Source organism: Micromonospora sp. NPDC048909 (assembly GCF_040649635.1).
In the GTDB taxonomy this organism is placed as follows: domain Bacteria; phylum Actinomycetota; class Actinomycetes; order Mycobacteriales; family Micromonosporaceae; genus Micromonospora.
This window is the reverse complement of record NZ_JBEZFU010000015.1, coordinates 1-15,842: the sequence shown is the minus strand read 5'-3', so window position 1 is coordinate 15,842 and position 15,842 is coordinate 1. Positions and strand designations below refer to the sequence as shown.

The following is a 15,842-nucleotide window of genomic DNA, read 5'->3' as shown; positions in this document are numbered from 1 at the left end:
CACGGCGGCGGTGCCGGAGCCTTCCTGGGACAGCAACTGGTCACCCGCCTGAACGCCCGCTGGCGTTGTCCAGTCGGTACACGCGCTGCGCGTTGCCGCCGAAGATCTGAGCGATCTCGTTCGGGCTCGTTGGCATCAGCGTGGCGGTCAAACCCCCGACGACCTCCTCGTAGGTGCCGGCAAGCAGGCAGACCGGCCAGTCCGAGCCGAACATGAGGCGGTCCGGTCCGAACCAACCCACGACGTGGTCGACAAACGGGCGCAGGTCGTCCGGCGTCCAGGAGGCCCAGTCCGCCTCGGTGACCATGCCCGACAGCTTGACCGACACGTTCGGCTCGGCCGCGAGCGCGGGCATGCGCCGCATCCACGGATCGTCCTGGCCGTCGACAATGCGTGGTTTCGCGATGTGATCGAGGACGAACTGCAGCTCAGGGAATTGTCGGACCGTGTCGGTTGCCGCTGGCAACTCCCGGGCCCGAACCAGGAGGTCGTAGGTGAGACCGCGACGCTGTACGGCGGCGAGGCCGCGCCGCACGTCGTCGCGACCGAGCCAGTCCGGGTCCGATTCGTCGTGTACCTGGTGCCGGATGCCAACCAACCAGCGACCGAACGGGCCCTCCAGCAGCGCGTCGAGATCGTCGCCGACGGTCGGCGAGGTCAGGTCGACCCAACCCACCACGCCGTGGACGGAATCGGTCGCCGCCGCCAGTTCCAGGAACTCGAGTGTCTCGTGGACGCTGGAGAGCGTCTGCACAAGAACCGTCCCGTCGATGTTCGCCGTTCGCAGGCTCGGCAGCAGGTCATCCGGCATGAACGCCCGGCGCACCGGGTCCATGACCTCGCCCACCATCCACGGATACGAATACCGTGCGGGATCCCAATAATGTTGATGGGCATCGACGCGCATCGCGGGGGTGCTCACCACGCCTCCTTACTGCGGGGTCGGGACATCGTCGCTGAGCAGTCCGTCGCGGCGCAGGTCCGCCCAGAGTTGCGGGGGAATCTCGACATCGAACAGCGACAGGTCCATGTCGAGTTCCTCGACGGTACGGGGCCCGATCAGAACCGTGCACACGCTCGGGTGCGCGAGCGGGAACTGTACCGCTGCCGCGGCGAGGGGCACCCCGTACCTGCTGCAGACCGATTGGATCGCGGACGCCTTGGCGAGGACCTCGTTGTCGGCCGGCACGTAGTTGAACTGCGCACCGGACGTCGGGTTGACCAGAATGCCGCTGTTGAAAACGCCACCGACCACAACCGAGACACCGCGCTCCTGACACAGCGGCAGCAGGTCGTTCATCGATGTCTGATCCAGCAGGGTGTATCGGCCGGCGAGGAGCAGCACGTCCAGGTCGCAGGCGCGGACCAGTTCGGCGAGCGGTGCGGAATTGTTCATCCCCGCGCCGATCGCCTGCACCATCCCCTCGGCTCGAAGATCCCGCAGCGCGCGGCAACCGGCGGAGCTGGCCTGCGCGAGATGATTGTCCGGGTCATGCAGATGGAGGACATCGACGCGGTCGACGCCCATCCGGTCCAGGCTCTCCTCCACCGAGCGACGGACACCGTCGTAGCTGAAGTCCCACACCGGACCAGCCGATGGAACATCCTGGTAGAACGGAACGCCGTCGTGAAACTGGCTGTCGTCCGGCGGGGCGCCTTCGCGCAGCAGGCGCCCGACTTTCGTCGAAATGATCAGTTCGTCCCGCGGCACCTGGGTGATGGCCCGGCCGACCCGCTGTTCGGCAAGTCCGTGCCCATACAGCGGCGCGGTGTCCAGGTAACGGATGCCGTTCGCGAGCGCGCGGCCGATCACGGCGAGGGCGTCCTCGTCGCTGATCGCTTGTTGGAAGTTGCCGAGGACGGCGGTTCCCAGACCGAGTCGAGGAGCGAACAGGTCCGTGCGACCGATCCTGACCGGTGCGGCTGCGGTGATCATGGATTCCTACTCCGACGGTGGTTGCTCGCTTGCGCGACGCCTAGTTCTGGGCTCTGGTCGCGCCGACGCCTTTGATCTGCCACTTCTCCCGCGCTTGTGGGGCGATGGCAGTGGACGCGCCGGGCGCTTGGGGACGTTCGAGGAAGCCGTCATGGACGACGCTGCGGTGCTCGAACGCATCCTGTGTCCACGGAATGAACTCCACCAGCGGCTGGGTCTCGCTGAGGACCGTGCCGACGAGATGCTGATGTACCTGCATCATGTCGCCGGCGTGGGGGACGACGCGGAGGCCGTTCGCCGCGGCGTGACGAGCGACCTGCATCCACTCCGTCACACCTCCGACACGGGTGACGTCGACCTGCACAACGCGCAACGCGTCAGCGGCGATGAAATTCGCGAACGCGTGGTACGAGTACAGGCTCTCGCCGGCGGCGACGTCGACCGTGCTCGTCGCCTGCAGGCGTTGGTGCGCCTGGAGGTCGTCGGCGTGAACCGGCTCCTCGAACCAGTCCATCCCGACCTCGGCGAGCACCGGCAGCATCCGGTTGGCGGTGCTGAAATCCCAGCGCTGGTTCGCGTCGCACATCAACGTGATGTCGGCGCCGATCGCCTGACGCACGGCGCGCACCCGATGGGCGTCTTCACGCCAGTCGGCCTTGCCGACCTTGATCTTGACTCGGCGCCAACCGCGGTCGACGAGTGAATTGAGGTCACGCACGACCTCCGCCACGCTGAGGTTGAGCCATCCGCCATCGGTGTTGTAGGTCTCGATGGCGTCGGCCATGCCACCGAGCAGCCGCCAGAGCGGCAGGTTCGCACGTTGCGCGGCGAGGTCCCAGAGCGCGATGTCAACCATCGACAACGCCATGTGCACAACACCGCCCCGGCCGATCCAGTGTGTCGGCAGCCAGTACAGTCGCTTCCACGTGCCGAGAATGTCCTCGGACGATGCCCCGACAAGGGCCGGCGCGTAATAGCGGTCAATTACGTGGCAGAGCAGTTCGGGCCCCAGATGCACTCCGGAGATGCCGGTACCGACCTTGCCGTCCGCCGTACGAATTTCCACCACGGGAATCGTCCAGGCATTCAGGGAAGCGGTGGAATCCGCCAAGGTCTTGGGAAGTGGCACCGAAAGCGCATACGTCTCAACAGACGTGATGACGCTGCCGTCGTCACCCGGCGTCAGGTCTGCTTGCGCAGGCGAAAGCAGGCCGAACACGTCATCTGGCATCTCAAGTCCCACTTGGCGCCCCTTGTCTTACGTGCGGATCACACCCCCGGGTCCAGCAGAGATATTCAGGCACGGGGGATTCCGGTTGACAACGCCGTATCACGAATACCTGCGTTCCGTACGACGAATACAGCTACCCCCGGCCCCAGCTGAGCTCCGCGGGGCGCCCGGGCACCCCGGGGCGAGGCGCCGCTGGCCAGGCCGGCCTTCTCGGCGGCTGGGCTAGTCTTGCGCCGAAGGAGGCACCTGGGGATGGACGTCGAGCTGGCCTGGCTTCGATCTTGGATCGAAGTGGTCGACTCTGGGGGATTTGCCCGTGCGGCTGCCCGGCTGCACGTGTCGCAGCCCCGAGTCTCCGCACGGGTGGCCAGCCTTGAGCGAGCCCTGGGATGCGTACTGATCGAGCGGCGGATCCGTCCGCTCACGCTGACCGACGAGGGCCGGCGGCTGCTGCCGAGGGCGCGGATGATCGTCGCGGCGCTCGACGACGCGGTCTCGGACATGCGCGCGACGGCCGGCACCCTCACCGGAAAGCTCGCCATAGCGAGCTTCGCCAGCGCCAGCTCCGAGTTCCTGCCCGGCGTCCTGAGGAAGCTGCGCGACGCGAATCCGCTGCTTGAGCTGGCGGTGCTCGACGGCGACGTGCAGGTCATCGAGGACAGTCTGTCCGAGCGGCGGGCAGCCGTCGCGTTGCGCCCGCTTCGACCCGAGCCCGCCGATCAGGCACTGGTCCGCCGTGGCATCTGGCGAGAACCCTTCGTCGTACTGGCGCCCCCCGGGCATCCCGTACTGGGTAACGACTCAATTACGTTGGAGAACGTTGCGGCGTATCCGGTCATCACGATCGGCGACCCCCTCGGTGATCCGAGCCTCGGGTACGAGGCGTGGTCAGCCATGCAATCCAGCCGGATCGAGCCGGCGGCGGGCATGGTCTCGCACCAGCCGACGACGCTCGCCGCGATGGTCCGGGGCGGGCACGGTATCGGCTTGCTGAACAGCCTGGCGGGTGCGATGGTGCGCACCGACGGGCTTGAGGTCCGGGAGGTCGCGAACCGGCACCTCTATCGCGACGTGGGCCTCTGGTGGCACGCGGAACGGCCGCTCAGCCGCGCGGCACAGGCATTCATCGATCTCGTACTGGACGGCGACCGACCTGCCGGGACACTGCCGATCCCGACGGACTGAGTCTCGTTCGTTCCTCGTGTGACGCTCGCGCCGTACGAACTCACCGCTCGCACTGCGCCCGCTGACTGTCGGACCTGGTCGCCTTTCCCGGCGACCAACCGGGCACGCCGCCACGATCAACACAGTCCGCCCAACGCTTGCCGACATCAACTGCGCCCGTCGTCACCGATCGGTTACGCCGCGCGTGGCCTACGTCGATCGACGCTTCGACAGCGCCGGCAGCGCGTCCGAATAGTTCAACAAACGTCCTTATTCGCCGCGCGAATCGAGCATATTCGCGATGCGGCGTTGCGACGGGTGGCCGCACCGTGCCTCAATGTCTGCAACATTTCGAGCAGATGACCTGCGCGGGCCGCACTGTTAACAACCGCATCCCGCGTACGTAGACATGCACGAGTCTCTGCGGCCTGGGACTGCCGTCGGCGCCCCGGCGGCGGATTGACGGCAATGCTGGGAATAGGTGGCGCATGGACATTTTGGAAGCACCCGCATATCACGCGTCGAGCCGCGGCGGGCGTCAGTGCGTTCGGTGGCGGTCGCCGATACACGAGACGGCCCGGCGCGCGAGTCGCGGGATTCTCCTCGATCATCGCGTCCGCCGATTCACGCGGGCTCGCGGCGCGCGTACTCACACGGCGATCATGCGGTCTCTTGCGCCAGCGAAGGAGAGCCGACTGTGGTCGTAACAAGCGCGAGAAGCAGTGTCGCTCCGGGGCGTCGCGGCCGCCGTACGGTCCGCAGCAGCCCATCACGCCGGGACGACGGTCGCCTGGCCCTCATCCTGATCCTTCCGGCCGCGGTCGGATTCGGCGTCTTCGCGGCCTACCCGTTGCTCAGCGGCATCTATCTCAGCTTCACCAACTTCCGGATCCTGACCCCGGCTACGTGGGCCGGTACCGCCAATTACCGCCAGTTGCTCTCGGACAGTGTGTTCTGGGATTCGCTCCAGACGACGGTCTATTTCGTGGTCCTCTCCGTCAGCGTCGGAATGCTGGTGTCGCTGGCCACCGCGGTCATTCTGCACCGACTGACGAAGTCGCCGGTCGTGCGCGGTCTCGTGCTCCTGCCGTTTCTGATCTCCGGGGTGGTCGCCGCCCTGGTGTGGCAGTGGATGCTGGATCCTGGGCTCGGCATCGTCAACGTCGCCGTCAAGGCACTGTTCGGCCACGAAATCCTCTTTCTCGGCTCCCAGGAATGGGTGATCCCCTCGCTCGCCCTGATTGCCGTCTGGAAGTCGATGGGATACAACGCGATCCTGATCTTCGCCGGCCTCCAGACGATCCCCGGCGAGATCTACGAGGCCGGACGGATGGACGGGGCCGGCGAGTTCCGAATGTTCGCGAGGCTCACCCTCCCCTTGCTCCGCCCGATCATGGCGATGGTCATCATCCTGACCATGATCAGTTCCTTCCAGGTCTTCGACCTCGTCGCCGTTGGTACCAGTGGCCAGGGAGGGCCGGCTGGAGGGCCGGCCAACGCTTCGAACGTTCTGCCTCTCTACATATACAAAACGGGGTTCACCCAATTCAACTTCGGCTATGCAATCACGATGTCGATGGCGCTCTTCGTGATGCTGCTAGTGATCACCTTCGCCCAGATGCGTCTGCTTCGCGCGAACGATTCCGACACGAACTGAGAGCGGCCCGATGACAACAACAATCGCGGACGAAGCGCGCGAGGCGACCGGACGGACGCCGGCCGCGAGTAGCAGGCGACCGCGCCGCGTTTCGGTGGGAAAGATCGTCGCCTGGACCTACCTGGTGCTCTTCCTCTTCGTTACGGTATTTCCCTTCTACTGGATCCTCCGGACGGCTCTTTCCAACAACTACGCGCTGACCCGCAACCCTTCCTCGCCAGTACCCGTCGATTTCACGCTCGGACCATTCAAGCGAGTTCTCGGGCTGGCAACACGTGCCGAAGCCATCGCTGAGGGAGGCTCGGGCGCCTCCATCGACCTCGCGCTCTATGTCCGAAACTCCCTCATCTACGCGACCACGCTCACGGTCATCGTGGTCTTCTGCTCACTCCTCGCGGCGTACGCCTTCTCCCGCCTGCGGTGGCGAGGGAGAAACCTGGTTTTCTCGATCTTCCTGAGCGCTCTCATGATTCCCGGGATCATGACGCTACTGCCGAACTTCGTCCTGATACACGACCTCGGCCTCACCAACACGTTCGCCGGACTCATCCTCCCGGGTGCGCTGTTCTCGGCGTTCAACATCTTCTTCCTGAGGCAGTTCATGCTAGGACTGTCCGATGACATCGAGGACGCCGCCCTCATCGACGGTGTCGGTCGATTCAGGTTGCTCTTCCGAATCACCGTCCCCATGACGTCCGGGCCAATTACCACAATCTCGCTGCTCACGTTCATCGGCGCCTGGAATGACTACTTCTGGCCGTTGATGGTGGCCAGCGACTCGAGCGTGCGGCCGCTGACGGTCGCCCTGGGTGTCTTCCAACAGGCGTCGATCCAGACCCAGCCCGACTACGCCGGGCTTATGGCGGCCGCGCTCGTTGCCGCCTTCCCCATGCTCGTGCTCTTCATGGTCTTCGGAAAGCGCGTCGTCGACTCGATCGGGTTTACCGGCATCAAGTAGACCTCATCCCGAGCCGCCTGGCCGCCGCAGCACATGGAACCAGTGGCCTTCCGGGCGACCCGTGGCGTCTCGACAATCGAAAATGCTAGAAAAGAGGAATGGAATGAGAATCAAACGGATCGCCTCCGCCGCCGTGTGCGGCGTCGCGCTGGCGGCGTTGGCCGGCTGCGGCGCGGGCTCCTCCGACACCTCGGATGGGAAGGTTACGGTCAACTGGTGGACGTGGTCCCCGGAACAAGCCGCCGCATATGAACAGTGCTTCCCGGCGTTCGAGCAAGCCAACCCCAACATCAAGGTCAAGATCTCGAATTACAACGTCGGCGACTACTTCACCAAACTCACTGCAGGATTTGTCTCCGGCGCCGCGCCCGACGCCTTCATGAACAGCGTGACCTACCTGGATTCGTACGCGAGCCAGGGGCAACTCCTGCCGCTGGAGGACCACATCGGCCGCGACGGCTTCGACATGAACCGGTACTCGATCGGTGCGAGCGCCTGGAAGTACAAGGACGGAAAGCAGTACGCCCTGCCGATGGACTGGGCGACCGGGGTGCTGTACTACAACCAGGATCTGCTTACCAAGGCCGGCTACGCCCCGAAGGACGTCAACGAGCTGACCTGGACCGCGAACGACGGCGGCAGCTTCTGGAAAATGGTCAAGCATCTGACGGTCGACGAAAGTGGTGTTCGTGGCGACGAACCCGGTTTCAACGCGGCCAAGGTGAAGACCTACGGGATCGCCAACCTCGAGACGACCGGAGATCCGTTCGGCCAGAACTACTGGGGATGGCTGCTGCCCAACGACGGGATCAATATCCCGGACGCCAACCAATGGCCGACCGTCTTCAACTACGCGGACCCGAAGGTCGTCCAGTCCCTGAAACTCGTACGCAGCCTGACCAATGATGGCTTCTCGCCGAAGTTGAAGCAGTTCACCACCGGCGGCACCGAGCAGCTCGGCTCCGGCAACGTCGCCATGATCCTGGGCGGCACCTGGGACGCGAACGCGCTCGCAAAACTGCCGAACTTCAAAGTTGGCATGGCGCCGCTCCCCGCCGGATCGGCCGGCAAGCGTGCACTGATGTCGAACTCCAACGGCAACAACATCTGGGCGGGAACCAAGCACCCGCAGGAGACCTGGAAGTGGATCTCCTACCAGGGGAGCGAGGCTTGCCAGACGAAGGCCGCCGAGTACAACGGATCGTTCCTTCCCTCCATCGCCGCGTCGATGGAGGCCCTCGGCAAGAAGCAATCCGGTCAGGGAATCGACTTCTCAGTCTTCACGAACTATGTGAAAAACAACGAACTCTTCCCCTCTCCGGTGTACAACAACGGCGCCGCGTTGAGCGACGCGATGGTGCCACAGTTCGAGGCCTACTTCACGAACAAGGCTGACGAGAGCATCTTCCCGAAGATGCAGGAGCAGAGCAAGACGCTGCTGGCCGCGAAGTAGGTTCCCGGCCAATCCTCACCTCAAGCGTGGACAGGGAAACATGCAGACAGTGACGCCGACCGCCGAGATTGTCGCGCTCCACGGCCGGAACGCATCCGTGCTGGTCGAGCTATCACGCCCGATACCGCGGATCCTGCATTGGGGTCTGAACCTGGGAGAACTGGGCGTCGACGAGCTCACAGCGCTTCACCGCAGCTCGATCCCGTCGTCCACGCACAACTCCACCGACGATCCGCGGTACTTCACCGTACTGGCCACCGAAGCCGACGCCTGGTCGGGCACACCCGCCGTTGAGGGGCATCTGCGGGACGGTTCACCGTTCCCCAGATTCGTGTTGAGCGATCACTTCTTCGATCCCACGAAGATGTCGTTGCAGCTCACACTGGCCGACCAGGCGTCCGGCCTCACCGCGGCACTGACGTACCGGCTCGACGAGCACGACGTCCTCGCCGTGGACATGTCCATCTCCGCGGACGCGAGCGCCGCAACCCCGTACCACCTCACCGCGCTCACCGCGCTTCTGCCCCTTCCCGAAGGCGCCGTCGAATGCGTCGACTTCACCGGGAAGTGGGCACGAGAGCGGAGTCCGCAGCGCAGCCCCATCCTGCCTGGCACGCGGTTGCGGGAGAGCCGCCGCGGGAGGCCGTCACTCGACTCCCCGTACCTGCTCATGGCTGGAACCGCATCCTTCGGCTTCGGACACGGCGAGGTGTGGGCGGTGCACCTCGGCTGGAGTGGTAGCCAGCGCTACCTCGTCGAACAGTTGCCGGAAGGAGCCGGCGTCCACCGCTCGGTCCTCGGTGCCGGCGAACTCCTCCTGCCCGGTGAGGTCGTCCTGAACCCGGGCGAAACGTACCGCAGCCCGACGGTCTATTTCGCATGGTCGAACGCAGGCATGGACGGCATCGCCGAGGCCTTTCACGCGATGCTCCGAAGCCGACCTCGCCGCATGACACCCAGACCGCTGACCCTGAACACCTGGGAAGCCGTCTACTTCAACCACGACATCGACACGCTGCACCAGTTGGTCGAGCGGGCCGCACGCGTCGGAGTCGAGCGCATCGTGCTGGACGACGGTTGGTTCACCGGACGCCGCAACGATACAGCGGGCCTTGGCGACTGGTACGTCGACAAGGATGTGTGGCCGGACGGGCTCTGGCCGCTCGTTGACGCGGTCCGTGACAAGGGAATGCAGTTCGGTCTCTGGTTCGAGCCGGAGATGGTGAACCTCCGCTCTCGCATCGCTGCCGATCATCCAGAGTGGCTGCTGGCTCCCGCCGAAGGCGAGGGGCCAGCCATCCGGCACCAGCACGTGCTGAACCTCGCCGACGAAGACGCATGGCATTACGTACTGGAGCGCATCGACTCGATCGTGACCGAGTACCAACTCGACTACATCAAGTGGGATCACAACCGCGAGCTCCACGAGGCGGCGCTCAGGCGCGCTTATGGACGTGCCGGCGTACGGGCACAGACGCTCGCGCTCTACCGCATGATCGACACGCTGCGGGACCGGCATCCGGGACTGGAGATCGAGTCGTGCGCGAGCGGTGGCGGACGCATCGACCTCGGCATCCTTCAGCGCACCGACCGCGTGTGGGCATCGGACTGCAACGACCCGGTCGAGCGGCAGGACATCCAGCGCTGGACCGCTCAGCTCATCCCGCTCGAGTTCATCGGAACACACCTCGGAGCGTCGGAGTCGCACACGACGGGCCGGGTAACAGCGCTGTCGTTCCGCCTGGCCACCGCGCTCTTCGGCCACGCCGGGATCGAGGCCGACCTGACGGCGTGCTCGGCGGACGAGTTGAGCACGATCGCCGCGTGGGCCAAGCTCTACAAGGAGCTCCGTGGTCTGCTCCACTCCGGCCGACTCGTCCGGGCCGACCTCGCCGACGCGGCGACGCTCCTGGACGGAGTCGTGGCCCACGACGGCACGGAGGCCTTGTACTCATGGGTGCGGCTGGCCACGTCGAATCCCGTTCAGGCCGGGCGGATCCGCCTACCTGGTCTCGAGCCGGCGCGATGGTACCGCGTTCGCGTCCGCACGGAGGTCGGTGAGTCCTCGCTGCACGAGGGGGCCCCGATATGGCTCGACTCCGCCTGTCGGGACGGCTTCGTCGTCTCCGGCGTTATCGCCACAGAGATCGGCCTACCCATGCCGACACTCAACCCGCAGCAGGCCATGCTCCTGCACGTGGTCAGCGACTGAGAACGAAGGAAGCCCATGCTCACCATTTCCGGCGGGGAGCCGCGGACCGCCAGCACCGAAGCAGCGGGCATCCTGTGGTACGACCGGCCCGCGGAACGCTGGTTCGAGGCCCTGCCGATCGGCAACGGCCGGCTCGCCGGCATGGTCTACGGAGGAACCGACGCCGAACGCGTACGCCTGTCCGAGTCGACCGCGTGGTCGGGAGCGCCGTCGACAACCGACGTGAGCCCGACCGCACTGGGAGCGCTGCCCACCGTACGTCGGCTGCTTTTTGCCGGGTGTCACGCGGAGGCCCAGCAGTTGGCCAACGAGCACCTCCTGGGAAGGCCGGTGTCGTTCGGCACCAACGTCCCGTTGCCGGTGGTCCGTCTCGACTTCGAGGACAGCGAAACTCCTCGAAATTACCGCAGAGCCCTCGACCTCGACACCGGTATCGTGTCTGTCGAGTACGACCAGGACGGCACGCATTTCGTCCGCGAGACCCTCGCGTCGCACCCGCACGGCGTCATCGCCCTGCGTATCACGGCAGATCAACCGGGCGCCGTCAGCTTCACCGTCAGCCTCGATGAGGCCACAGTGCCCGGCCGGACGATAGGAACGGACACCGGCATTGCCTTCAGTGGCCACGCCTTCGAGTCCCTACACAGCAACGGACGTCAGGGTACGGCCCTCGAGATTCGGGTCCAGGTGGAGGTCGAGGGCGGAGCCGTCCGGCGGCAAGCCGCTGCGTTCGAGGTAGTCGAGGCGGATTCGGCCCTGATCCTGATCGGTGTTGGCACCGACTGGGCGGGCGACGACCCGGTTAACCGGGTGGACACCCTGGTTGCCGCAGCCTCCGTCGCCGGCTACGAGGCACTGCGCGCACTGCACGTTCACGACCACAGCAGCATGATGCGGCGGGTCTCGCTCGACCTCGGCGCCACGGCGGAGGATGTCGGCGATCTCCCGACCGACCTGCGGCGGGAGCGGTTCGCCAAGGGGGAGCGGGACGACGGCCTGATCGCCGTGTACTTCCAGTACGGGCGGTATCTCACCGTCGCCGGATCCCGCGCGGACTCCCCGCTGCCGCTTGCCTTGCAGGGGCTGTGGAACGACGGGCTCGCCAGCAGCGCGCCGTGGACCAACGACTTTCATCTGGACATGAACACGGAGCAGAACTACTGGGCCGCGGAACCGACCAACCTCGCCGAGTGTCAGGCGCCGCTCTTCCGACTCATCCACGGCCTCGCCGAGACCGGACGCGCGACGGCTACTCAGATGTACGGCGCGCCCGGCTGGGTCGCCCACACCGTCACCAACGCATGGGGGTACTCCGCCCCCGGGTGGGGCGCGGGCTGGGGCCTCAACGTCACGGCTGGGGTGTGGATCGCCCTGCAACTGTGGGAGCACTACGAATACGGCCGCGACGAACAGTTCCTCCGCGACCAGGTGTACCCGGTGTTCCGGGAGGCCGCGCTGTTCCTGCTCTCCTATCTGGTGCCCGAGCCGGACCACGGTTGGCTGGTTGCCGGCCCCTCGGACTCACCCGAGAACTGGTACGTCGCCCCGGACGGCACCCACTGCTCGATCGCCATGGGCAACACCGTCGACCGGGTCTTCGCCGAGGCGGCACTGCGAATCTGTGCGGAGGCCGCCACGATTCTCGGCGTGGACCCGGAGCTACGCGAACGGATCGCGGTAGCCCGCGCACAACTGCCCCCGTTCCAGGTGGGCCGACATGGACAGCTCCAGGAGTGGCTGCACGACGTCGATGAGGCGGAGCCGGCCCACCGACACACCTCCCATCTCTGCGCGCTCTTCCCCGAACGGCAGATCACGCCGCGCGCCGCCCCCGGTCTGGCCCGGGCCGCCGAGGTCACCATCGAACGTCGGCAGAGCGCGGAGGGGTGGGAACAGACCGAATGGGTGGAGGCGAACTTCGCCGTCTACTTCGCCCGTCTCCTCAACGGCGACAAGGCACTGGCCCATCTCACGAACCTCATCACCGATGCCAGCGAGGCAAACCTGATGAGCTACTCCGCCGGCGGAGTCGCCGGAGCCGCTCAGAACATCTACTCCTTCGACGGCAACGCCGGTGGCACCGCCGCCGTGGCGGAGATGCTGCTGCAGTCGGACGGCGAGGAGGTTGAGATTCTTCCCGCACTGCCCGCGACCTGGCACAACGGTTCCGTCCGAGGGCTGCGGGCACGAGGTGGTTTCACCGTCGATATCACCTGGCGCGACGGACGCCTACACCACGCCCGGATACGGTCAGCGCGAACGGCAGCATCTCGCGTCCGCTACGGCGACGAGACGATCGAGGTCGCGTTCACGCCGGGGGACGAGGTCGCCGTCCGGCTCGAGTGACAACCAGGCTACCGCCATCACGACGCCCGCCTCGTTGTGCCGGCTCAGCGGCCGGTGACCGTCACGCGGGCTCATCGACTCTTCGAGACACACATCCGCACCGGTTTCGACCGCAAGCGGCATCACCCCGGCCATCGGCCGGCCCATATCCGTAACAGGCACCACCCCCGGCTCCCCCAACCAGGAGGTGTGACTGTGAAGTCACCGTTACGCACCACCCCACAACGAACCGCGCGACGCGAAAACCGAGCCCGTAGCGGCATGGCCCTGGCCGCCACCATCATCGTCGCCCTCGGCGCGGGCGCCGTCCCGGCGCTGGCTGCCGAACCCGATCCGAAGCCACAGGCTGCCGTACCCGGCCCGAAGCCGAGCCCCGCGCCGAACGGTGCGACGTCCGGCGCCACCACGAAGGACCCGTCGCCCGCCGACCGGGCGGCCGCGCAGAAGGCGGCCGCCGCGGCGGCCGCGCAGGGCATCGCGGACCGCCCCTACATGGGGTGGAGCAGTTGGAGCCTGCAGGCCACCAACTACCCCGGGGTCAACCCGAACGGACCCGCGAGCTGGCTGAACGAGGCCAACGTCCTCCAGCAGGCCGATGCCCTCGCCACAAAGCTCAAGCCGTACGGCTACGAGTACCTCAACCTCGACGCCGGCTGGTCGACTGACTACAACGGGACGCCCCACCTGGACGGGTACGGGCGGGGGATCGCCTCGCCCCAGCGGTTCCCGCACGGCATGAAGTACGTGGCCGACTACATCCATGGCAAGGGCCTGAAGGCCGGCATCTATCTCGGCGTCGGTCTGGACAAGCCCGCGTACGGCAACGGCACGACACCGATCTGGAACGCCTCCGGCTGCACCACCGGCGACATCGTCTACCCGGACCTGCGTACGACGAACGGCTGGGACAGCGCCTACAAGATTGATTTCGCGAATCCGTGCGCCCAGCAGTACATCGACTCGCAGGCACAGCTGTTCGCCGATTGGGGCTACGACTTCGTCAAGCTCGACGGCGTCGGGCCGGGCTCGTTCCGTAGCGGTGACAACTACAACAACGTCGCGGACGTCGCCGCCTGGCAGGCGGCCATCGCCAAGACGGGGCGTCCGATCCAGTTCATCGTGTCCTGGTCGCTGGACCGCAACTACGCGGCCGACTGGAAGCGGTACTCCAACGGCTGGCGGATCGACACGGACGTGGAGTGCTACTGCGACACCCTGGTGACCTGGAACAGTTCCGTCAAGATCCGGTGGGACGACGTACCCGGCTGGACGCCCTGGACCGGACCCGGCGGCTGGAACAATCTCGACACGCTCAATGTCGGCAACGGCCAAATGGACGGCATCACCGAGGACGAGCGGCAGAGCTACATGACGCTGTGGGCGATCTCGGCGGCCCCGCTCTACGTCGGTGACGACCTCACCAAGCTCGACGCGTACGGCCTCTCCCTGCTCACCAACCGCGAGGTGATCGCGATCGACCAGCAGGGTATCCCGGCCCGCCCGGTGACGCCCACCGGCCCCGCGCAGGTCTGGGGCATGAAGAACGCCGACGGTACGTACACCATCGCGCTGTTCAACATGGGTAGCTTCCCCACACAGGTGACCGCGAACTGGAGCAGCTTCGGCTTCGGTGGGAAGGCCGCCGTACGCGACCTGTGGCAGCACAAGGAGCTCGGCGACCGGGACGGCGGCATCTCGGCGACCCTGCCGTCACACGGCTCCCGACTGTTCAAAGTCACGCCCAAGAACGGTGCTGTCAAGCTGGCCAGCTACGAGGCGGAGGCCAGCACGAACACCGTGGTACGTGGCGCCGCGGTCTCCGGCTGCGCGAACTGCTCCGGCGGCTCGAAGGTCGGCAGCCTCTACAACGGCGGCGCGCTGCGCGTCAACGGCGTCACCGTGCCGAAGGCGGGCACTTACCAGGTGAACATCCGCTACGCCACCAACGACCCGCGCTCGGCGACCGTCTCGGCCAACGGCCAGAACGCCGTCACCCTGGCCTTCCCGCCGAGCGGTGGTTGGGACATCCCGGCTACCGTGACCGTAGCCCTGCAGCTGCGTGCCGGCACCAACACGATCGAGATCGACAGCACCACGCCGGTCTACTCACCCGACATCGACAAGATCGAGGTACCGCTGTCCGGACGGTAGGCGCGGCTCGTCTGTGAGGGCTGGAGCGGTGCCGCCGCTCCAGCCCGCACCGCATCCCAGCGGGCGACCGGCGGCGGCTCGGTCCGGAACCCGGATCGGGGGAGCGGGTTGGGAGCAACAGGGTGCACTGAACAGCGTCGAACCGCGCCGAACGGCATCGAACGGCGCTCAACTGCACCCAGCCCTGCCCGCGGCTTCTTGTTTCCGCAGGTCAGAGTCGGTGTAGCGTCCTGTTTCACACCGAAGACGTCGTGGCAGCCGCCGCGCATCGGAGGTAGGCGATTGCTGCGGCTAGGCGCTCGGGGTCGTCGCGGAAGCTGCCAAGACCGGTGTTACACCACTGGCAGAGTAGACCGCGCGGGCCTCTCTCGATCAGGTCGATGTGCGACCTCGCGGATCACCCGGTCGAGGGCTGTCGTCGGTCCGCCGGCGCTACCGTTGGCCGCCGGGCGGCAGTAAACGGCGCTCGGTGGGGGAGCTGACCGATTTTGCCCAGGCTTTTGGTTGAGCAACGCACGGTCAGCAGGGGTTCGGTTGAGATCGGCTGGGCGCTACAGCAACTCTAAGCCGGCTCCCAGCTTTCCCCATTACGTTGGGTAACCATCGAACACCGGGTGGTTCCCCCGATGGGGCGTGAAGGGCTGGAGCGGGTGCAACGACGATCACGGCGCATTCTGATCACTGTGCTGGCGGCACTGCTGGTGCTGGGCGGCGGGGCGACGATCGCCATCGGG

At 66.2% G+C, this 15,842-nt stretch carries 11 protein-coding genes; 7 read left to right on the top strand and 4 right to left on the bottom strand.

Annotated elements, in window-relative coordinates; all coding sequences use genetic code 11:
* Nucleotides 1–40: 40 nt before the first annotated feature.
* From AB0C04_RS28855 to AB0C04_RS28845, 3 genes are read right to left on the bottom strand one after another with little or no spacing between them, the layout of a single operon-like run.
* Nucleotides 41–922: an amidohydrolase family protein gene (locus AB0C04_RS28855; protein WP_357060587.1), complete on the bottom strand. Its 882-nt coding sequence runs from the start codon at nt 920–922 to the stop codon at nt 41–43.
* A gap of 9 nt (nt 923–931) precedes the next feature.
* A complete protein-coding gene (locus AB0C04_RS28850) occupies nt 932–1,936 on the bottom strand; it encodes an aldo/keto reductase (protein ID WP_357060584.1) in 1,005 nt (334 codons plus the stop codon).
* Between the two features lie 40 nt (nt 1,937–1,976).
* Entirely contained in the window at nt 1,977–3,167 is a 1,191-nt protein-coding gene (locus AB0C04_RS28845) for a mandelate racemase/muconate lactonizing enzyme family protein (protein ID WP_357060581.1), read from the bottom strand.
* 252 nt (nt 3,168–3,419) lie between these two features.
* Here AB0C04_RS28845 and AB0C04_RS28840 point away from each other — a divergent pair, with 252 nt between their 5' ends.
* The 7 genes from AB0C04_RS28840 to AB0C04_RS28810 all read left to right on the top strand — a co-directional run bounded on the left by AB0C04_RS28840 (nt 3,420) and on the right by AB0C04_RS28810 (nt 15,108).
* Nucleotides 3,420–4,352, top strand: a complete 933-nt coding sequence (locus AB0C04_RS28840) for a LysR family transcriptional regulator (RefSeq protein WP_357060578.1) — start codon at nt 3,420–3,422, stop codon at nt 4,350–4,352.
* Between the two features lie 676 nt (nt 4,353–5,028).
* The gene (locus AB0C04_RS28835) at nt 5,029–5,988 is read left to right on the top strand and encodes a sugar ABC transporter permease (protein ID WP_357060575.1); all 960 of its coding nucleotides are present in this window, start codon (nt 5,029–5,031) and stop codon (nt 5,986–5,988) included.
* 10 nt (nt 5,989–5,998) lie between these two features.
* Entirely contained in the window at nt 5,999–6,946 is a 948-nt protein-coding gene (locus AB0C04_RS28830) for a carbohydrate ABC transporter permease (protein ID WP_357060572.1), read from the top strand.
* Nucleotides 6,947–7,049: 103 nt separating this feature from the next.
* Nucleotides 7,050–8,399 carry a sugar ABC transporter substrate-binding protein gene (locus tag AB0C04_RS28825; protein ID WP_357060570.1) on the top strand — a complete coding sequence of 450 codons (1,350 nt, stop codon included), beginning with the start codon at nt 7,050–7,052 and terminating at the stop codon, nt 8,397–8,399.
* 49 nt (nt 8,400–8,448) lie between these two features.
* Nucleotides 8,449–10,611, top strand: coding sequence for an alpha-galactosidase (locus AB0C04_RS28820; RefSeq protein WP_357060567.1), 2,163 nt, complete (start codon nt 8,449–8,451; stop codon nt 10,609–10,611).
* 15 nt (nt 10,612–10,626) lie between these two features.
* Nucleotides 10,627–12,957, top strand: a complete 2,331-nt coding sequence (locus AB0C04_RS28815; RefSeq protein ID WP_357060564.1) for a glycoside hydrolase family 95 protein — start codon at nt 10,627–10,629, stop codon at nt 12,955–12,957.
* A 261-nt stretch (nt 12,958–13,218) separates the two neighbouring features.
* Nucleotides 13,219–15,108, top strand: a complete 1,890-nt coding sequence (locus AB0C04_RS28810; RefSeq protein WP_357060561.1) for a carbohydrate-binding protein — start codon at nt 13,219–13,221, stop codon at nt 15,106–15,108.
* 235 nt (nt 15,109–15,343) lie between these two features.
* Here the strand turns inward: AB0C04_RS28810 and AB0C04_RS28805 are convergent, their stop codons facing one another.
* A complete protein-coding gene (locus tag AB0C04_RS28805; protein ID WP_357060834.1) occupies nt 15,344–15,481 on the bottom strand; it encodes an endonuclease domain-containing protein in 138 nt (45 codons plus the stop codon).
* Nucleotides 15,482–15,842: the final 361 nt, after the last annotated feature.